This window comes from Flavobacterium sp. SORGH_AS_0622, assembly GCF_030818825.1.
In the GTDB taxonomy this organism is placed as follows: domain Bacteria; phylum Bacteroidota; class Bacteroidia; order Flavobacteriales; family Flavobacteriaceae; genus Flavobacterium.
In genome coordinates, this window is record NZ_JAUTAX010000001.1 from 720312 (window position 1) to 738617 (window position 18306).

Here is an 18306-nt window from a genome sequence, read left to right on the forward strand (position 1 = left end):
GAACTTATGTCAGTTTTATGTTGAAAAACGGTTTAGTTTTCAGGTTTAAAACAAAGGGGAATAATTTCACCTTTTGCTAAACAATATTTTTCAACCAATTCTGGTGCAATTTTATTGGTGTAATCTTCTTCAATTACGATAAAGCCAATGCTTCTTAATTTGTCGAAATAATCGCGTCCGTAAATACGAACGTGATCGTATTGGCCAAATATTCTAGCGCGTTCTTTTTGATCTGTAATCGAATCATCTGCGAAAGTAACTTCACGGTTTAAATCTTGTGGAATTTGTAAAATCGCCATTCCGCCTGGTTTTAAAACGCGGAATAATTCCTGCATCGCTTTTGTATCATCTGGAATATGTTCTAAAACGTGGTTACATAAAATGACATCATATTCGTTGTCTTTAAAAGGAAGGTTACAAATATCTGCTTTTACATCTGCAAGAGGTGAAAACAAATCGGTTGTGGTATAATCCAGATTTTTCTGCTTGCGGAATAATTTATAAAAAGCCTGTTCTGGAGCAAAATGAAGCACTTTTTTTGGTGCTGTAAAAAAATCAGTCTGATCGTTTAAATACAACCACAGCAAACGATGTCTTTCTAACGAAAGTGTGCTTGGCGAAAGCACATTGTTACGTTGTTTCCCATATCCGTAAGGCAAAAAAGATTTAAAGCTTCTGCCGTCAATTGGATCTGTAAATTTATCTCCTCTTAAAGAGAAAGCTAAAATAGGACGCGCCACATAACTCAAACGAATTAATAATGGACGTGGAATGGTATTAAGTACTAATTTGAAAAGTTTTTTCATGGGGCTTTTTCGCAGAGTTACACAAAGTAGGCACAGAGCTTCACAAAGTGTTTATAAATCTTTTTATATTGTTTTTTAATATTTTTGAATCAAAATTAATAAGTAATCCTAATGGATAATTTCCGAGTTTCAAATATGTTAGTATTTGCGCAAAATGGACATCAGTAAAAGCTTCAACAGTTTTTAATTCAATTACTATTTTATTTTCTATCAGTAAATCAATTCTATATCCGTGGTCTAATTTTATGTCTTTATAGATTATAGGCAAAGCTTTTTGTTTTTCAACAATTAAGCCAGAATTCTTAATCTCATAATACAAACATTCCTGATAAGCAGATTCTAATAAACCAGGACCTAATTGTCTGTGAACCTCAATTGCTAAACCGATAATTTTATACGAAATAGCATCCAGTTCATCTTGAGAGACTAAATTTTGAGAATACATTTTAAAAGGCGTATAAATAATTTTTGTGAATCTCGGCGTATATCTTTGTGAATCTCTGTGGAATAGCTCTTACAATACTAATGGCACTTGTCTAAATTCATCTTCTTCATTACTCTCGATTCCTAGCGCTTTATAGATGTATTGAAAAGTCGATAATAATTCTGGTTTTCCATCAATTAAAGCTACGTCGTGCTCGAAATGCGCACTTGGTTTTCCGTCAGCAGTCAGGATTGTCCAGCCGTCTTTTAATTGTTTGATGTTTCTTGTTCCCATGTTGATCATCGGTTCAATGGCAACAACCATTCCTTCAACAAAAAGTTTTCCGCGTCCGCGTTTTCCGTAGTTTGGCATTTCTGGCTCTTCGTGCATTTTTTGACCTACACCATGGCCAACCAATTCGCGAACAACTCCGTAACCGTGAGCTTCTGTATATTTTTGAATCGCATTTCCAACATCTTCAACGCGATTTCCAGCTTTAAATTCTCTAATCCCAACGTAAAGAGATTCTTTAGTAACTCTTAAAAGTTTTTTTACTTCTGGAGCAACTTCACCAATCTCAAAACTGTATGCATGATCTCCGTGAAAACCGTTTTTAAAAGCACCGCAGTCAACCGAAATTACATCACCATTTTTTAGCGGAACATTATTAGGAATACCGTGAACAACCTGAGCATTTGGACTCATACAAAGAGAATTCGGGAAATCATACAGTCCCAAAAAGCTTGGAACAGCACCGTGATCGCGAATAAATTCTTCGGCTAATTTGTCAAGATATAATGTAGTAACTCCTTCTTTAATTTCAGAAGCAATCATTCCTAATGTTTTTGATACGATTAATGCACTTTCGCGCATTAATTCGATTTCCTCCCTTGTTTTTTGGATAATCATATTTTTCCCATTTTCAGTTCGCAAAAGTACAATTTTTAATATTATTTTTTAAGTAAAATTTTTCGCCGAAAATTAAGCTTTCTAGCAAGATTTATTTTTTTTTCGCCGCCAATTTCACCAATTTCTACTAATTGAATATTGTTCAATAATTCAGTCAAATTATAATTCGTGTTAATTCGTGCAATTCGCGGCAGACTTTTTTACTTTAATATCTCGCTAAAAAGCCCTAAATTAGTAGTAAAAACGTTTTGTAATCATGGAAACTACTATAGATCAAGATATATCCAAAGTAAAGGCTCTCAAAAGAATGAAGAAAAACGCTTTGTCGCTTTTAGGAGTCGCAGTTTTATTATTTATAATTGCGATTTACTTTAAAATTCCGATGCTGCAGGCTTTTAGTGAAGCAGCAATGGTAGGCGGAATCGCCGATTGGTTTGCTGTTGTAGCATTATTTCGTCATCCATTAGGAATTCCGATTTGGCATACGGCAATTATTCCGACTAAGAAAAACGAGATAGGGGAAAATCTAGGAAATTTTGTTTCAGAAGAATTTTTAAATCGTGAAAAGTTAGAAATCAAACTAGATGAATTCAATTTTGCGACAAAAGCATCAGACTGGCTTTCACAGCATGAAAATGCAGACAAAATTGCGAATGCGGTTGCAGTAAATATTATTCCTGGCATTTTAAGGACAATAAAAGACGAAGACGTCAGGAGATTTATTCAAGTTCAGTTTAGAGAAAAAATTGAAGGAATAAACTTTGGAAACTGGGTTGCTGTCGCATTAGAGCCTTTGCAGAAGGGAGATTTGAAAAATCAAATGCTTACCAATCTTCTTGAAGTAATGAGCAGCGAATTGACTAATAATAAAGACTTAATAAGACAGAAAGTAAAAGCTTCAACACCGCTTTTAAGTTTCGGATTGGCTGATAAAAGTATTACAGAAGGTGTTTTTAACGGTTTACAGGATTTTTTAAATGAAGCTAAGAAACCTGAAAGTGCAGTTCGCTTAAAGATTGATGAGTATATTTTTGACTTTTTAGAAAAGGTAAAAAACTCAGAAGAAATGAGAGTGAAAATAAACGATATGATTTTGGGTTTTGTTGGAAAAAAAGAAGTCCAAGACTATATCAATGGAATTTGGGATGAAATAAAACTATCCATAACAAACGATTTAAACAGAGGAGATGAATCTTCTATAAAAAACAGCATTTCAAGTTTAATTCAAACCTTCGGAAACGGAATCAAAGAAGATCCTGTAATGATTGATAAAATCAATAACTTCATTAAAAACGATTTGCTTTCAATTCTTTTAAACAATAAAAAGGTAATAGGAGATTTAATTTCGTCAACAGTAAAATCCTGGGACGGAAAAGAAGTTTCGGAAAAATTAGAACTAGAAATCGGTAAAGATCTACAATACATCAGAATCAACGGAACTTTAGTCGGTGGAATTATTGGATTAATAATTTATGGTGTGGAGCAAATTTATCATTATTTTATTGTCTAAGATTATCAAGAAGTGTGCACAGTTTTGTCAATTTCGATCCCGAAGCCTCGGGATCGAAATGACAAAAAATGCATAAAAATAAAATAGGCGAATTCTTTAGAATTCGCCTATTTTTATATAAAGAAAAATATTTTCTACAACAATGAATGACAAGTCATAGCATTTGGCTGCTGAATACCCATTAATTCTAAAATAGTAGGAGCGATGTCACCTAAAACACCATCTTGAATGCTTTTTAATTGTTTGTCAACCAAAATAATCGGCACTGGGTTTGTTGTGTGTGCTGTATTTGGAGATCCGTCAGGGTTAATCATAGTCTCACAGTTTCCGTGATCGGCAATTACAATTGTAGTGTAATCGTTAGCAAGCGCAGCTTCGATAACTTTTTTAGCACAAGCGTCTACAGCTTCACAAGCTTTAATAGCTGCCTCCATAATTCCGGTATGTCCAACCATGTCACCATTTGCAAAGTTCAAGCATACGAAATCAACTTCGCCTTTTTTTAATTCAGGAACAAGTGCATCTGCAAGTTCATAAGCACTCATTTCTGGCTGTAAATCGTAAGTGGCAACTTTTGGAGAATTTCTTAAAATTCTAGATTCACCTTCAAAAGGAGTTTCTCTACCACCAGAAAAGAAAAATGTTACGTGAGGATATTTTTCTGTTTCAGCAATTCTGATTTGTTTTTTACCTGCTTTTTCTAAAACTTCACCTAGCGTTTCGGTAATATTATCTTTATTGTAAACTACTTTTACGTTTTGGTACGTCTCGTCGTAGTTGGTCAATGTTACATAATACAAGTTTAGTTTGTGCATGTTTTGCTCGTGAAAATCTTGCTGCGAAAGAGCTTCTGTAAGTTCACGGCCTCTGTCTGTTCTAAAATTAAAGAAAATTACAACATCACCTTCAACAATTGTAGCTAGAGGTTTTTGCTCTTCATCAACAATTACAACAGGAGCGATAAATTCGTCTGTAACTTCATGTGCATAACTGTCAAGAACACTTGCTACAGCATTTGTAGACGGAATTCCTACTCCGTTAACTACTAAATCATAAGCTAGTTTTACACGCTCCCAACGTTTGTCGCGGTCCATTGCATAATAACGTCCAATAATAGAAGCAATTTTTACCGGAGTATCTTTTATATAATCTTCTAAATCGTGAATGTATTTTGCTCCAGATTTAGGATCAACATCACGTCCGTCAGTAAAAGCGTGAACGTACACTTGGTCTAAGCCATATTCTTGAGAAGCATCGATTAAGCCGCGAAGGTGTGAAGTATGTGAGTGAACACCACCATCTGAAACTAATCCTAAAAAGTGTACTTTTTTATTGTTGTTTTTAGCATAAGTAAAAGCGTCAATTAAAACTTGTTCTTTTGCTAATGTTTTATGTTCTACGGCTAAGTTTATTTTAGCTAAATCCTGATATACAATTCTTCCGGCACCAAGATTCATATGTCCAACCTCGCTGTTTCCCATTTGTCCATCAGGTAAACCAACATTTAAGCCGTCAGTTCTAAGTTGTGCACTTGGGTAATTTTTGTAAAGACTGTTTATAAAAGGAACATTTGCATTGTCTATTGCAGATACTTTAGGGTCAGGAGATTTTCCCCAACCATCTAAAATCATAAGGATAACTTTTTTGTTCATTACTTTTTTGTTTTCTACAAAGATAAGTCATTTCTAAAATTGGCAAGAAAGCTTTGTTACATTTATGTTTAATAAAATGAAGCTTCATAAAAAATATTAATTTAATTATAGAAGTCTTTATTTTTTAAAATTAATTCACACTAAGCTCTCATTCTAGCTTTATTTTTGACAGCATTGTGGTCAATAAATATTTTGTACTTATCTAAAAAGGTGTTTTTTAAAGTATTAATTGTTTAGAAAATCAATTAATCCTAAAAGTTAAACAAAATATTTTTAGAAGACTAAATCTTCATATTTCTCCAAATGTTATACTTAAATTTTATTAATTTATATAATTACAATTTTTATAAAGATGCTTTTTGATTATTTGTAGGTAAATACGCGATAAAAATGAATATTTTCTGAAATTCTCCTAATTATTTACTTATAAATTGTTAAAGTTTAAACAAAAAGCGCTTGATAACCTGTGTTTTATTTTGTCAGCAATATATTTTTAATACTTTTGCCTTACCCAAGTTTTTGTTTAACCTAAAGAAATTCAATGATTTACAAAATTTATCCTTTATTTGTGTTTTTGCTATTATCTTTTGGAAAAGATTCAAAAAGCACTGCCGATCTTAAAACGAACGCCGCTGTAAGAACGATTGCTAAAGTCGAAAAAGTTACAGTTGATTCTAAAATCGAAAGCGTTTATAACACTTTAAATTCTAATAACTTTAAAATGCCGGAACTTAAAACTTTCTCGGAAGCTTTAAAAGGATTTTATTTGTTGAAAGAAAAAGGAGTTATCAAGAAAAATATATTAACGCTTATCGATTTCAGTTTATCATCAAACACAAAACGTTTGTGGGTAATCGATTTGACGACTAATAAAATCTTGTTTAATTCACTTGTAGCTCACGGAAGAAATACGGGAGAAGAATTTGCTTCAGCATTTTCAAATCTTAATTCTTCATTCAAAAGCAGTTTAGGCTTTTATGCTACAGGCGAAATCTATCAAGGAAAACATGGTGCTTCTTTGCGTTTAGATGGTTTAGAAAATGGTGTAAATGATAATGCCCGCGAAAGAGGTGTTGTTATGCACGGAGCAGATTATGTTTCTGAATCATTTATTAGAGATCACAAAAGATTAGGCAGAAGCCAAGGTTGTCCTGCAGTTCCTGTTGAAATGACAAATGAAATAATTCAATTAATAAAAGACAAATCGTGTTTATATATTTATCATCCATCTAGAAGTTTCGCGATGGAAGAAAGGCTAATTTCTTAATTTAGCATATAAGTCCGAGTCCAAATCATAAATATCAGCTCTAAACAGGAGCTGATTTTTTTTGCTCCATGCTGTCCAATACCATTGATATAAAGCATATTTTTTTGTGATTTTGAAACTCATTGTTTTTTTAGAAGCAATTATAGTATCAATTCTATCTTGCGGCCAGTTTCCGTCTTCATCTAAAATATGTTTGGCCAGCTCTAACGGATTCTCCACACGGACACAGCCAGAACTCATAGAACGATTGTTTCGTCCGAAAATATTACGGTGATTGGTGTCGTGCAGATAAACGCTATGATGATTAGGAAACAAAATTTTCATTAATCCTAATGAATTAGAATATCCGGGGCTTTGAACATAACGATATCTATTAGGTTTGTTCTCATTCCACGCGATTGGATCCACAACATTTCCTGACGAATCATATATAGTAATATTTTTTTTAGCTAGATAATTTCGGTTTCGTTTCATCGCAGGAACAACATCTTCTTTTAAGATTGTAGGAGGTACAGTCCATGTCGGATTAAAAACAACTGTTTTTAAATACGAAGTAATAACAGGAGTTCGTCTTTTGCTGGTTCCAACAACAACATTTCTAACTAAAGTAGTGTCTTGATTTTCGACAACATTCAAACTGTAATCAGGAATATTAATGATAAAATAGTTTTCGGCTAATTCGTTTGGATACCATCTCCAGCGTTCCAAATTGGCAATGATTTGTTTTTTCCTTCTTTCTTTAGAATAATTTAAAGCACTAATGGTTCCTGCACCAATAACTCCGTCTGCAGCAAGACCGTGTCTTTCTTGGAATTTTTTAACTGCTTCGAAAGTCTTTTTGTTGTAAATGCTTGTAAGGCTGTCTTTACCAGTCATGTCATTCCAGTACAAAAGTCTTTTTTTAATGTTTATTAAAGCAGGATTAGTGTCATTTAAAGTGATTTTTTCAGCAGATTCAATATTTTTTATATCCTCATCTGGAAAAGTATTTATAATTTCAAGTGCTTTTAAAAGCTGTTTATAGGTTTGCGTTTTAGGCTGGATGTTTTCAACAATACTATCAAGTTTGTTTCTGTTGAAAGCCTTTATTAAAACAGAGTTTATATCAAATACCTTTTCATCCAAATCCCAATTGGTGTAAAGTTTTTTGGGATCTAGCTTTCCTTTGTGTAAATGATTCAGGTATTTTTCAAAATTATAAGTCAGTAAAATATCATAAGTAGCTAAATCAGTATCATTTAAAGAACTGATTTTGCTTTCAAATTTTTTTAATTGAGATGCTTTGTAATCTTCAGGCTCTAAGCCTAATTTATCTGATTTTTCTAATTGAGATAAAATGTAAGTTCTTTTTTCTAGATTTCCCCAAACCGTTTTATTTTCAGATGCGATATAAAATTGTTTCAGGGTTTCGCTTTTAAAAGTGCTTATTGTTGCAGTATCTATTTCAACTTTTCTCTCGTCGGTAAGTATGATTGCTGGCACCGTTTTTTTGATGACAGGATTGGGTTTTGGAGTATCTTTTTTACACCCCATAAAAATGCATATTACTACTAAAGAGTAAAATTTCTTCATATTATAATTTTTTAAACATCAAATAATGTTCGCCAACATCTTTAATATCAAATGGTTTACCTAGGGGGTGATAATTCATTTTTTGATAAAAACCAACAGCAGCTGTTCTGGCGTTAAACCAAATCAAATCAACTTTGTTTTCATTGCAGTAGGTTTCACAATGTCTAACCAAAGCTTCGCCAAATCCCATTTTTTGATGCGTTTCTAAAACGGCCATCCCTCGAATTTGTGCTTGATTTTGTTCGGCAAATATAGTGTTGATTTTTTTAAACAAGGAAATAATTCCTATTAAATTTTCATTATCAAATAGTCCGAAATGATGCGTAGTCTCCAGATCATCTCCTTCAAAGATGCAGCTTTCTATAGGTTTTCCTTTTCTTAAAACGGGTTGACGTACTGCATAAGTTTCTTTTGATGTAATTTCTTTAATTGTAATCATGATTTTTTTGAAAAATATTGGATTTATAACTTTTTAATTTTAAATCAGTTATAAATAATTGTTGATTTTTATTGATTTTTTTTGCGAAAAAGCTTGTTTTGAACTGAACTTTCTTTTTATATTTGCACCACCAATGCGAAAGTAGCTCAGTTGGTAGAGCTCCAGCCTTCCAAGCTGGTTGTCGCGAGTTCGAGCCTCGTCTTTCGCTCTAAAAAAACAGAATCTTTTAGATTTCGTTTTTTTTGTCAAAAGTAAATAATTTTTGATTTTAGTTTTTTTTAAAGATTAAATTATTTATATTTGCACCCTGTTAATGCGAAAGTAGCTCAGTTGGTAGAGCTCCAGCCTTCCAAGCTGGTTGTCGCGAGTTCGAGCCTCGTCTTTCGCTCTTCAAAAGCCTCAAACATTGTTTGAGGCTTTTTTGTTTTTAGGCAATTACGCAAATTACAATGTTTTAAATTCCAAATTCCAAGTTTAAAAAGAGACAAATGCTAAATATTTGGAATTTGAAATTTAAATATTGGAATTTTATTTTAAGTTGCTCAAATCACTTTCGGTTTCTAATTCCTGTGGTGTTTCGTTTTTCTTGAAAAGTCTCGCTTTCAAATCGCCTTTTAGGGTAATTTTTTCTCCCTTAACTTCCAGCCAGCTTCCTTCTCTTAATCCTAAAACCGGAATCGAATTGAACGCATGAAATTCTTTAATTCTTGTTTCGCGAGTTTCTCCCATGTGTTTAGATTGTAAATCGGCATCTAAATAATGCGGATTTAAATTGAAAGGAACTAATCCTAAAGTCTGGAAACTTGGCGGGTAAATAATAGGCATATCGTTTGTAGTCTGCATTGATAAACCGCAAATGTTACTTCCGGCGCTTGAGCCTAAATATGGAGTTCCGTTTTTTACAGTTTCAGAGAGTAACTGCATGATATTGTTTTTGTACAATTGGGTAACTAGTAAAAAAGTATTTCCTCCGCCAGTAAATATTCCTTCTGCGTTTTTTACAGCGTCTTGCGGATTTTCAAATTCATGAATTCCTTTAACCTCAATATTAATTGATGCAAATGCTTCGGCAGCTTTTTGCGTGTATTCTTCATGTGTAATGCCACCAGGTCGTGCGTAAGGAATAAATAAAATTGTTTTGCAGTCTTTAAAATGCTCTTTTAAAGCAGGTAAAAGATATTCTAAGTATTTGCCTCCGTGTAGAGTAGATGTGCTGGCAATAATAATGCTTTTCATGATTTTTTAAACTCAAATTTTGTTTGCTAAAGGTATTAAAAACTCTCTTTTCGTATAATTTTTTATGATTTTAATTAACATATATTTACCAAGTCGTTAATACTAAATTTGGAGGATATTAAGATATTTTTACCTTTTAAGAATATTTTTAATTTATTTCATTTTGTTTCAGAAAATTACTTGTTTTTTAATTGTTGTGATGATAGGGCAGGCGTGCTTGTCTCAAGTCCAAGATCGTTCTGTTTTTAATGGTAAAATAGCCTCTAATACCTCAGATTTAGAAGGCGTTCATGTGATTAATGCTCAGACAGAAGAAACAGTAACAACAGATGCCTCTGGATCTTTTTCGATTTTGGCAAAAGCCGATGATGTGTTGGTGTTTTCTTCCATAAGTTTTAAAGAAAAAAGAATTATGCTGAAACCTGAGGATTTTACCAATCTTAATTTTTCGGTTAAGCTTAGTATGGTAATGTATCAGCTACAAGAAGTTGTGATAAAACGATATGATAATATTAATGCAGAAAGTTTAGGAATAATTCCTGAAGGCCAAAAAAAATATACAGCAGCCGAGCGAAAACTAAAAACAGCAACCGCTTTGAATGCTACAGCAAATGCTGGAACAATGGCTGGCGGATCTATTTCTGCAGATCCGCTGTTAAATTTCTTCTCGGGAAGAACGGCAATGCTTAAAAAAGAAGTGGCAGTAGAGAAAAAAGAATTTTTTATGAAACTTCTGGAGAATATGTTTAGTTTGGATCATTTTATTGACCGCTTAAAAATTCCAGCAGAATATGTAAAAGGTTTTGAATATTATGCTGTGGAAAATGAAAAATTTACCGTCATTTTGAATTCTAAAAATAAAACTTCTACCGAATTTCTTTTAGGGGAATTAGCGGCAAAGTATAAAGAAATAATTGCGAGTGAAAATAAGTAAAAAAATAACTGTTATAATGCTTTTGATTTTTGTTCAGATTGGTTTTGGGCAAAAAAACAATTCTAAAGAGTTGTTAGGTAGAATAATGGAACAATCAACGCCGATTGAGGGAGTAAATATTATTAACAATACAACTCAGGTTGCAACAATTTCAGATTCTGATGGTAATTTTTCGATTGCAGTAAGAGAAGGAGATGTTTTGGTCTTTTCTGCTGTGAATTTAGATCCGCTTAAACGAAGGATTACAACAGAGGATTTGGCGTCTAATTTACTGGTTGTTAAAATGACCGCAAAAGAGGTGGAGCTGAGAGAGGTTGTTGTGAATGAAAATGCCAATATTACTGCCGAAAATTTAGGTATTATTCCGTATGGACAGAAAAAATATACGCCTGCAGAACGAAAAGTTTATACTGCAAATTCGACTTCTGTCGATAAGCTTTTAAATGCAATTTCCGGGCGGACTGCAATGTTGAAAAAAGAGGTAAATGTTGAGAAAAAAGAAGCCCTTTTTAGAAAATTAGAATACCTTTTTGACGAGAATTATTATACCGAAAGATTGAAAATACCTGTGGATTATATAAAAGGATTTCAATTATTTTGTGTGGAAGATGCTGAATTTGCTGTATCTTTGAATACTAAAAACAAAACAATGAGTATGTTTTTAATCACAGATCTAGCAAGAAAATATCTAACAATTCTCGAAAATGAAAAATAAATTAGGAGTACTCGTTGTCTGCTTATTTTGTCAAATTGTATTAGGGCAAAACGGTTCAAGAAAGCCATTACATGGTCAAGTAATAAATGATTTTCTAGCGATAGAAAGTGGCTATGTAATGAATATTAATGCAAATGTAAGAACATTTATCGGTGCAGGTGGTTTATTTGATATTATGGCTCGCCCAAAAGACACTTTGTTGTTTTCTGGTTTGGCATTTCAATCCAAAAAAATTGTTCTGACAGAAAAAGATTGTGCCGAGGTTCTTTTTAAAATAAAACTTGATTTGGTGAATAATCAGCTTAAAGAAGTTGTTGTTCACAAAGAATTAAAAGTAAAATCATTGCAAGGTGGTTCACAGGGAATAGTGGATATGCAGTTTGAAGATGACAAGCAATCGACAGCCAAAAACACAGCAATGCTCTCTGATCAAACCATTAAATATGGAATGGACTTTGTTCGAATTTTTAAAGATGTTAAAAAGCTTTTAAGCAAAAAAGAAGATGTAAAAGAAGAAGAGGTTACGGATATTGCTTTTGTAGAATATGCTAAAGATAATTTTACAAAAGATTTCTATACCAAAACTCTCGGACTTAAAGAAGATGAAATAGAATTGTTTTTAATGTATTGCTCTAATGATGCAGCTTCGAAACAATTTTTAGAGCCTGATGAAAAATTCCAGTTAATGGATTTTATGGTGAATAAGAATAAAGAATTTAAGAAAGCTGCTGCTGTTCAAAAATGAAAAATAAATTAGTTTACTGTCTTCTGGCAGTTTTGTTTGTATTATCATCTGCATTTACTTTTCATAAATTTTATGTTGGGGTTTTTCAAGTAAATTATGCTGCCGAAAAAAAAATGCTGCAGATTACTTCCCGCATTTTTATTGATGATTTGAACAATGCAATGGAAAAGAAGTATCACAAAAAAACATTTGTAGGCACAAGCAAAGAAACGCAGGCAGATATTGACTTATTAAAAAAATATCTCTCAGAAAATTTTTTGATCAAAGTAAATGGGCAGTCAAAAGCGATAACTTTTTTATCTAAAGAAGTTGAGGCAGATGATGTTTTAGTTTGTTACTCAAGGATTAAAGATGTGGAGAAGTTTAAAACATTAGAAATTTCAAACACTCTTTTAGTAGATTGGAATGCAGAACAACAAAACATTACACATATTTCAGCTTTTGATACTAAAAGAAGTGTTCTTTTTACAGAATCTTCAAGAAAAGAAGTGTTAAAGTATTAATGGATTTCTAGAATTATTATTTTAATTGCTATTTTCACAGCCTGATAAATTACCATTAGATTTTTATGAAAAAACTTTCATTATTATTACTTTTTCCTGCAATGTTAGTTGCACAGGAAAAAGCAACAACCACACCTGTTAGACAGCAGGGAAAATACGATACCAATAAATTTAGCCAGATGTACGATTTGCTGGCAACTCCAAATATGTTTCGTACAGCTTCTGGAGCTCCAGGACCAGCTTACTACCAACAGCAGGCCGATTATAAAATTGATGTTGAATTAGACGATAAAAATTCAAGATTAAGCGGATCTGAAACTATAACTTATTCTAATAATTCGCCAGATAGTTTAGAGTATTTATGGGTGCAGCTGGATCAAAATCAAGCAAGAGCGAATGGTCAGACTTCATTAGCAGAAGGTGAAAAAATAAATCAGGTTTTACCTCTTGACGGTTTCTCTTCTAAATATCTGAAAAAAGATTTAGAGCGCGGTTTTAATATTGAGCAAGTTAAAGATGCTAAAGGAAATGCATTGTCATATACCATCAACGAAACAATGATGCGTATTAATTTGTCTTCACCTTTAAAACCAGGAGAAAAAATCTCTTTCTCAATAAAATGGTGGTACAATATCAATAATTATAGAAAAGAAGGCGGTCGTTCTGGATATGAGCTATTCGAAAAAGACGGAAACAAGCTGTATGTAATTGCTCAATTCTATCCAAGAATGGCAGTTTATAATGATGTTGAAGGCTGGCAGAATATGCAGTTTTGGGGAAGCGGAGAGTTTGCTCTTCCTTTTGGGAACTTTGATGTAAATATTACGGTTCCTGCAGATCACGTAATAGATGCTACAGGAGAATTAATGAACAGAAGCGAAGTATTTACGGCAGAACAAGTAAAAAGATACGAGCAGGCTCAAAAATCATTTGATAAACCAGTTGTTATTGTAACGCAGGCAGAAGCGGAAGCTGCTGAAAAAGGTTTTTCTGAAAAGAAAAAAACTTGGAAATTTAGTGCTAAAAATGTTCGTGATTTTGGAATTGCTTCTTCAAGAAAATTCATTTATGATGCAATGGCTGTAAAAATTGGCAACAGAACTGTTATGGCAGAATCTGTTTATCCAAAAGAAGCAAATCCGCTTTGGGGAGAAACTTCTACAATGGTTGTAGCTCATACTTTAAAAAGTTATTCATCTCATACTTTTGATTATCCTTATCCAAAAGCAGTTTCAGTTTCTGCGGAAGATCAAGGAATGGAATATCCAATGATTTGCTGGAACTACGGTCGTCCTGACGAAAATGGCGTAACAAGCAGAGAAGTTAAAAACGGAATGATTGGTGTTATTATTCACGAAGTTGGACATACTTTCTTTCCAATGATTGTAAATTCTGATGAACGTCAATGGACATGGATGGATGAAGGTTTAAATTCATTTTTAGAGTATTTAGCAGAGCAGGAATTAGATCCGAATTTCCCTTCGAGAAGAGGACCAGCAAAAAATATTGTTCCTTACATGAGTGGAGATCAAAAGTTTTTGGAGCCAATTATGTCGAATTCAGAGACAATTCACCAATTTGGAAATAATGCTTACGGAAAACCAGCAACGGGTCTTAATATTTTAAGAGAAGTGGTTATGGGAAGAGAATTGTTTGATCATGCTTTTAAAACGTATGCAAACAGATGGAAATTCAAACACCCAACGCCTGAAGATTTCTTTAGAACTATGGAAGATGCTTCGGCAGTCGATCTTGACTGGTTTTTTAGAGGATGGTTTTATTCAACAGATTTTGTAGATATCGGAATTAAAGATGTAAAACAATATTATGTTTCAGATACTCCAACTGCAGATATTAAAGATGTCAAAGTAAGAAAAGGACGTTTTGGATATGAAAAAGGACCTTTTGTTTATTTAGTTTCTGGAGATAATGCAGAAGTTAATCAATCAAAGAAAAAAGCTTTAAAAATTGAAGATTTCAAGCCTTTGGCTGATTATGTTGATCAGACTTTTACTGCTGAAGAAAAAGCTAGTATTAAATCGCCTAAATATTTCTACGAAGTAGAATTCAATAAGCCAGGCGGAATGATTATGCCGATTTTAGTTGAGATTACTTATGAAGACGGTTCTAAAGATAGTTACCAATATCCAGCACAAATCTGGAGAAAAAGTAACGAAACGGCTAAAAAAGTGTATGCTACAACAAAAGCAATTAAGAGTATTCAAGTCGATCCAAAACTGTTAACCGCAGATATCGATGTTACTAATAATTCTTGGCCAAAAGTTGAGACAAAGTCAAAATTTGACTAAACTAATAAATGATAATTAAAAGTTCATCAGGTTTGTAAAAGCTTGATGAACTTTTTCTTTTTTATTAAAATACATTTTAAAGGACTTTTTAAGTTAATTTTAAAACTCTACGCTGCAAAATTTAATATCTTTGCGACAACAAAAATAAAAGTTATGTTTGGTATAGGAGGAGGAGAATTAGTTTTTATACTGTTTATTGTACTAATGCTTTTTGGTTCTGATAAAGTACCAGAAATTGCACGCACGATGGGTAAGGCTATGGCTCAATTAAAAAATGCGACTAATGATATTAAAAGTGAAATTCAAAAGGGAGCAGAGGCTAATGGTCTTGACTCTAAATCTTTGACGGATATTACTGGAAATATTAATGCAGAAATTAATAATGCAAAATCTAATATACTTGGAGAAAATGGAAGTCTCTTAGGAGATACAGCCAATGAAATCGACAAAGTAAAAGAAGATATTGATACCATTTCTGGACCTATTAAACGCCAAAGATAATGCTTGAAAAAATACAGGAATTAGATACAAATCTATTAATATATCTTAATGGATTAGGTTCTGAAACATACGATAAATTTTGGCTCTTCATTACCAATCAGTTGTATTGGACACCATTTTTCTTATTACTGTTTTTTCTTATTTATAAAAAAATAGGTGGCAAACAAACTTTGTATCTATTGCTGTTTGTAGCAATTTTGATTGCTTTTACAGATCAAACCTGTAATTTATTCAAACATACTTTTCAACGCTTACGTCCTTGTAATAATCCAGATTTAGCTTCGATTATTCGAATTGTACAGGTTAGACAATCCTATAGTTTTTTCTCTGGGCATGCGGCAAATACAATGGCGGTTGCAACTTTCTTGTTTTTAGTTTTAAAACGTCACTTCAAATATTTTGGATTCTTATTTTTATGGCCTCTAATTTTCGCTTACAGCCGTATTTATTTAGGATTGCATTATCCTGGTGATATTCTAGCAGGGTATTTCTTCGGAGCGCTTTTTGGATCTTTACTTTATTTAGTATATAGAAAATTAAAACCGCAATATTTCCCAAGATAGTTTTTTTAAGGTTCTCAAATTCTAAGGAACTATCCCGAGACTGAGTTTTTAAAATTATATGAATTCTATTCTTAGCTGAAGATAATTAGGTTTAAAAGAAAAAGGCTTTAGCCAAAATACAGTAAGTATTTGGCTAAAGCCTTTTTCTTTTTTTAATATATGAATTAATTTTTATAAATCATTTTTTCACTCCAATCTAATCCTTCGGGAAGTTGTTGTCTACTGAATTCTATGTGAATAACTCTTCTTCGTTCGTTATTTGTAGTTTTATTCGAAGCATGAAATAATAATGGTTTCATGATCATTATTCCGCCTTTTTCAACTTCGCAAATCGTTTCTTTTTCAGTCTCAAAATTTAGGTTTTCAATTCTCAGAATTCCTTTCGAATGCGAATTATTGATCACTCTTAAAGCTCCATTATTCTTTGTAGTTTTATCAATATGAATTCTGATCGTGAAATTATCTTCTAAAATTTCTTTCGGAGGCTGAACAGCAAATTGATTTTGTTTTAAAGTCCAATTCTCAAAATTTTCAACCTCAATTTTTTGGTCAACAGAAATGGTCAAATCTTGATGATATGCCACAAACCAATTTGATTTTTCAGGCTTGTCAAAATATATGGATTTGGTTATGAAATATCCTTTTCCAAAATTAGATTCAATAATTTTTTTTAAATTTTCATTAAAAATAAAGTCTAATATCTCAGGTATTTCTTTGTGAAACTGTCTAATAGCAAATAAATCTTGAGACTTTCTAAAAGTAGCATTGTCAGAATCATTTTTGGTTTTATTTTCAATTAATGAAATTAGTTTATCGATCTCTTTTTCAGCGTAAACATTATTTATTATTGTAAAACCTTCAGAATATATTTCTCTTGAATTATTCATTTTGAAAACTAATTTTAATGACAGATAAATAAACGAAAAAGCTTAGTCTCTTAGCATCTTAAAAATCTACAACACTCTCGAAACCGTCAATCCATCACGAATTGGCAGTAAAACTGTTTCGACTCTTGGATCATCTTTTAAGAGTTGATTATATTCCAAAAGAACTTTTGTACTTACATCATTTGGATGAACAGGTTCGAGGATTTTTCCGCTCCATAAAACGTTATCAGACAAAATAATGCCGCCTTTATTCATTTTTGGAACAATCATTTCCCAGTAGTTGAGGTAATTTTCCTTATCGGCATCAATAAAGACCAAATCAAATTTTACATCTAAATCTGGAATAATATTTACAGCTTCGCCTAAATGTTGAAAAATTTGTTTTCCCCACGGAGAAGCATCAAAGTATTTTCGTTGAAAATCAACCAATTCTTCTTTAATATCGATGGTATGTAATTGTCCGTTTTCCTGCATGCCTTCACATAAGCATAAGGCAGCGTAACCTGTGTAAGTTCCAATTTCAAGAATATTTACCGGACGAATCAATTTAGACAACATGCTTAAAACACGTCCTTGAAAATGACCGCTTAACATTCTCGGTAAAAGTATTTTTTGGTAAGTTTCTTTATTGAGTTTGGCTAACAATTCTGGTTCATTTTCAGAATGCTGTTCGATATAATCTTCTAATTCTTGTGATATGAAATGCATGTTGTAATATCTTGTAATTTTGAAGCAAAAGTACAAAAAATATCGGCGTAGTTTTTTGCATAAAAAACCATCCGCTTTGGCAGATGGTTTCAATTTAGATTTAGATGAAATTTATTTTTTCAAAGCTTCATTTACTTCTTTTGCTGTTTTTACAGTTCCGTCTTTCGCTGCTTTTGCTGCGTTTTCAACTTTCTCTGCACCTTTTCTAGTAGCGTCTTTTACATCAGTTGCTGTCTTTTTTGCAGCGTTCTCAACATCATTTGCAGCTTTTTTAGTTGCATCTTTTACGTCGCTTGCTGCATTTTCTGTTGCATCTTTCGCTTTTGCAGCAGCGCTTTCGGCTTTACTAACTGCAGTGTCTGTTACTTCTTTAATATCTGTTGTTAATGAGTCAACCTTGTTTCCAAGAGTTAATTCTTCATCTGCAGGTTTAGGCTCTTTCTTCTCGCATGATTGAACACCAAATGCTAATAAAGCAACAACAGCTAAACTTAAAATTTGTTTTTTCATAATTACATTTTTTTTTAGGTTGATAAAACTTAAAGGTTATATGGCTGAAAAATAAAAGTACAAATTTTAAAATGATTGAGCTCTTTGTAAGATTATTTTTCTTTTGAGAGCAAAAC

The 18306-nt window shown here is 32.5% G+C and carries 19 protein-coding genes and 2 tRNA genes; 11 read left to right on the top strand and 10 right to left on the bottom strand.

All coding sequences use genetic code 11. The features are described from left to right. Positions 1–32 precede the first annotated feature (32 nt). The 3 genes from QE431_RS03120 to map form a co-directional block, all read right to left on the bottom strand. Positions 33–806: a class I SAM-dependent methyltransferase gene (locus QE431_RS03120; protein WP_057117668.1), complete on the bottom strand. Its 774-nt coding sequence runs from the start codon at positions 804–806 to the stop codon at positions 33–35. A gap of 40 nt (positions 807–846) precedes the next feature. After that, positions 847–1251: a GxxExxY protein gene (locus tag QE431_RS03125; protein ID WP_134139416.1), complete on the bottom strand. Its 405-nt coding sequence runs from the start codon at positions 1249–1251 to the stop codon at positions 847–849. A gap of 69 nt (positions 1252–1320) precedes the next feature. After that, positions 1321–2139, bottom strand: coding sequence for a type I methionyl aminopeptidase (gene map / locus QE431_RS03130; protein ID WP_057117239.1), 819 nt, complete (start codon positions 2137–2139; stop codon positions 1321–1323). Positions 2140–2395: 256 nt separating this feature from the next. On the opposite strand from map, the gene QE431_RS03135 reads away from it, so the two are divergent. Next, on the top strand, positions 2396–3649 hold the full coding sequence (locus tag QE431_RS03135; protein WP_307292485.1) for a DUF445 domain-containing protein: 1254 nt from the start codon (positions 2396–2398) through the stop codon (positions 3647–3649). Between the two features lie 134 nt (positions 3650–3783). Here the strand turns inward: QE431_RS03135 and gpmI are convergent, their stop codons facing one another. Beyond that, a complete protein-coding gene (gpmI, locus tag QE431_RS03140; RefSeq protein WP_307292488.1) occupies positions 3784–5301 on the bottom strand; it encodes a 2,3-bisphosphoglycerate-independent phosphoglycerate mutase in 1518 nt (505 codons plus the stop codon). A 541-nt stretch (positions 5302–5842) separates the two neighbouring features. Here gpmI and QE431_RS03145 point away from each other — a divergent pair. Continuing rightward, complete coding sequence (locus QE431_RS03145) at positions 5843–6568, top strand: murein L,D-transpeptidase catalytic domain family protein (protein ID WP_057117231.1); 726 nt, start codon at positions 5843–5845, stop codon at positions 6566–6568. Here QE431_RS03145 and QE431_RS03150 read toward each other — a convergent pair. Both QE431_RS03150 and QE431_RS03155 read right to left on the bottom strand, forming a co-directional pair. Further along, positions 6557–8140 carry a murein L,D-transpeptidase gene (locus QE431_RS03150; RefSeq protein WP_307292491.1) on the bottom strand — a complete coding sequence of 528 codons (1584 nt, stop codon included), beginning with the start codon at positions 8138–8140 and terminating at the stop codon, positions 6557–6559. The two genes, QE431_RS03145 and QE431_RS03150, sit on opposite strands and share 12 nt — an antisense overlap. A gap of 1 nt (position 8141) precedes the next feature. Continuing rightward, positions 8142–8579, bottom strand: a complete 438-nt coding sequence (locus tag QE431_RS03155; protein WP_057117229.1) for a GNAT family N-acetyltransferase — start codon at positions 8577–8579, stop codon at positions 8142–8144. Between the two features lie 135 nt (positions 8580–8714). On the opposite strand from QE431_RS03155, the gene QE431_RS03160 reads away from it, so the two are divergent. Beyond that, positions 8715–8787, top strand: a tRNA-Gly gene (locus QE431_RS03160). Between the two features lie 107 nt (positions 8788–8894). After that, a tRNA-Gly gene (locus QE431_RS03165) sits at positions 8895–8967 on the top strand. Positions 8968–9107: 140 nt separating this feature from the next. Here the strand turns inward: QE431_RS03165 and pepE are convergent. Next, the gene (pepE, locus tag QE431_RS03170) at positions 9108–9815 is read right to left on the bottom strand and encodes a dipeptidase PepE (protein WP_307292495.1); all 708 of its coding nucleotides are present in this window, start codon (positions 9813–9815) and stop codon (positions 9108–9110) included. Between the two features lie 163 nt (positions 9816–9978). Here pepE and QE431_RS03175 point away from each other — a divergent pair, with 163 nt between their 5' ends. From QE431_RS03175 to QE431_RS03205, 7 genes are all read left to right on the top strand, one after another. Next, positions 9979–10749, top strand: coding sequence for a carboxypeptidase-like regulatory domain-containing protein (locus QE431_RS03175; RefSeq protein ID WP_307292498.1), 771 nt, complete (start codon positions 9979–9981; stop codon positions 10747–10749). Further along, positions 10736–11464 carry a carboxypeptidase-like regulatory domain-containing protein gene (locus QE431_RS03180; protein ID WP_307292501.1) on the top strand — a complete coding sequence of 243 codons (729 nt, stop codon included), beginning with the start codon at positions 10736–10738 and terminating at the stop codon, positions 11462–11464. Before QE431_RS03175 ends, QE431_RS03180 begins: the two co-directional genes overlap by 14 nt. Continuing rightward, positions 11454–12209: a hypothetical protein gene (locus QE431_RS03185; protein WP_057117221.1), complete on the top strand. Its 756-nt coding sequence runs from the start codon at positions 11454–11456 to the stop codon at positions 12207–12209. Before QE431_RS03180 ends, QE431_RS03185 begins: the two co-directional genes overlap by 11 nt. After that, on the top strand, positions 12206–12712 hold the full coding sequence (locus QE431_RS03190; protein ID WP_307292503.1) for a DUF6702 family protein: 507 nt from the start codon (positions 12206–12208) through the stop codon (positions 12710–12712). Before QE431_RS03185 ends, QE431_RS03190 begins: the two co-directional genes overlap by 4 nt. A gap of 65 nt (positions 12713–12777) precedes the next feature. Further along, a complete protein-coding gene (locus QE431_RS03195) occupies positions 12778–15021 on the top strand; it encodes a M1 family metallopeptidase (RefSeq protein ID WP_057117215.1) in 2244 nt (747 codons plus the stop codon). A 153-nt stretch (positions 15022–15174) separates the two neighbouring features. Next, positions 15175–15522, top strand: a complete 348-nt coding sequence (locus QE431_RS03200) for a twin-arginine translocase TatA/TatE family subunit (RefSeq protein ID WP_113679888.1) — start codon at positions 15175–15177, stop codon at positions 15520–15522. Continuing rightward, positions 15522–16085, top strand: a complete 564-nt coding sequence (locus QE431_RS03205) for a phosphatase PAP2 family protein (RefSeq protein WP_307292507.1) — start codon at positions 15522–15524, stop codon at positions 16083–16085. Before QE431_RS03200 ends, QE431_RS03205 begins: the two co-directional genes overlap by 1 nt. 164 nt (positions 16086–16249) lie before the next feature. On the opposite strand, the gene QE431_RS03210 is transcribed toward QE431_RS03205, so the two are convergent. The 3 genes from QE431_RS03210 to QE431_RS03220 form a co-directional block, all read right to left on the bottom strand. Continuing rightward, on the bottom strand, positions 16250–16972 hold the full coding sequence (locus QE431_RS03210) for a phytanoyl-CoA dioxygenase family protein (protein ID WP_307292510.1): 723 nt from the start codon (positions 16970–16972) through the stop codon (positions 16250–16252). A gap of 66 nt (positions 16973–17038) precedes the next feature. Continuing rightward, complete coding sequence (locus QE431_RS03215) at positions 17039–17680, bottom strand: O-methyltransferase (protein WP_111284805.1); 642 nt, start codon at positions 17678–17680, stop codon at positions 17039–17041. 111 nt (positions 17681–17791) lie between these two features. Continuing rightward, a complete protein-coding gene (locus QE431_RS03220) occupies positions 17792–18190 on the bottom strand; it encodes a hypothetical protein (RefSeq protein ID WP_307292518.1) in 399 nt (132 codons plus the stop codon). Positions 18191–18306 lie beyond the last annotated feature (116 nt).

Coding starts and splice junctions, on each gene's coding strand:
- QE431_RS03220 (WP_307292518.1), bottom strand. CDS start 18,190: ATGAAAAAACAAATTTTAAGTTTAGCTGTTGTTGCTTTATTAGCATTT.
- QE431_RS03195 (WP_057117215.1), top strand. CDS start 12,778: ATGAAAAAACTTTCATTATTATTACTTTTTCCTGCAATGTTAGTTGCA.
- QE431_RS03155 (WP_057117229.1), bottom strand. CDS start 8,579: ATGATTACAATTAAAGAAATTACATCAAAAGAAACTTATGCAGTACGT.
- QE431_RS03120 (WP_057117668.1), bottom strand. CDS start 806: ATGAAAAAACTTTTCAAATTAGTACTTAATACCATTCCACGTCCATTA.
- pepE (WP_307292495.1), bottom strand. CDS start 9,815: ATGAAAAGCATTATTATTGCCAGCACATCTACTCTACACGGAGGCAAA.
- QE431_RS03145 (WP_057117231.1), top strand. CDS start 5,843: ATGATTTACAAAATTTATCCTTTATTTGTGTTTTTGCTATTATCTTTT.
- QE431_RS03200 (WP_113679888.1), top strand. CDS start 15,175: ATGTTTGGTATAGGAGGAGGAGAATTAGTTTTTATACTGTTTATTGTA.
- QE431_RS03190 (WP_307292503.1), top strand. CDS start 12,206: ATGAAAAATAAATTAGTTTACTGTCTTCTGGCAGTTTTGTTTGTATTA.
- map (WP_057117239.1), bottom strand. CDS start 2,139: ATGATTATCCAAAAAACAAGGGAGGAAATCGAATTAATGCGCGAAAGT.
- QE431_RS03125 (WP_134139416.1), bottom strand. CDS start 1,251: ATGTATTCTCAAAATTTAGTCTCTCAAGATGAACTGGATGCTATTTCG.
- QE431_RS03210 (WP_307292510.1), bottom strand. CDS start 16,972: ATGAATAATTCAAGAGAAATATATTCTGAAGGTTTTACAATAATAAAT.
- QE431_RS03150 (WP_307292491.1), bottom strand. CDS start 8,140: ATGAAGAAATTTTACTCTTTAGTAGTAATATGCATTTTTATGGGGTGT.
- gpmI (WP_307292488.1), bottom strand. CDS start 5,301: ATGAACAAAAAAGTTATCCTTATGATTTTAGATGGTTGGGGAAAATCT.
- QE431_RS03205 (WP_307292507.1), top strand. CDS start 15,522: ATGCTTGAAAAAATACAGGAATTAGATACAAATCTATTAATATATCTT.
- QE431_RS03135 (WP_307292485.1), top strand. CDS start 2,396: ATGGAAACTACTATAGATCAAGATATATCCAAAGTAAAGGCTCTCAAA.
- QE431_RS03215 (WP_111284805.1), bottom strand. CDS start 17,680: ATGCATTTCATATCACAAGAATTAGAAGATTATATCGAACAGCATTCT.
- QE431_RS03185 (WP_057117221.1), top strand. CDS start 11,454: ATGAAAAATAAATTAGGAGTACTCGTTGTCTGCTTATTTTGTCAAATT.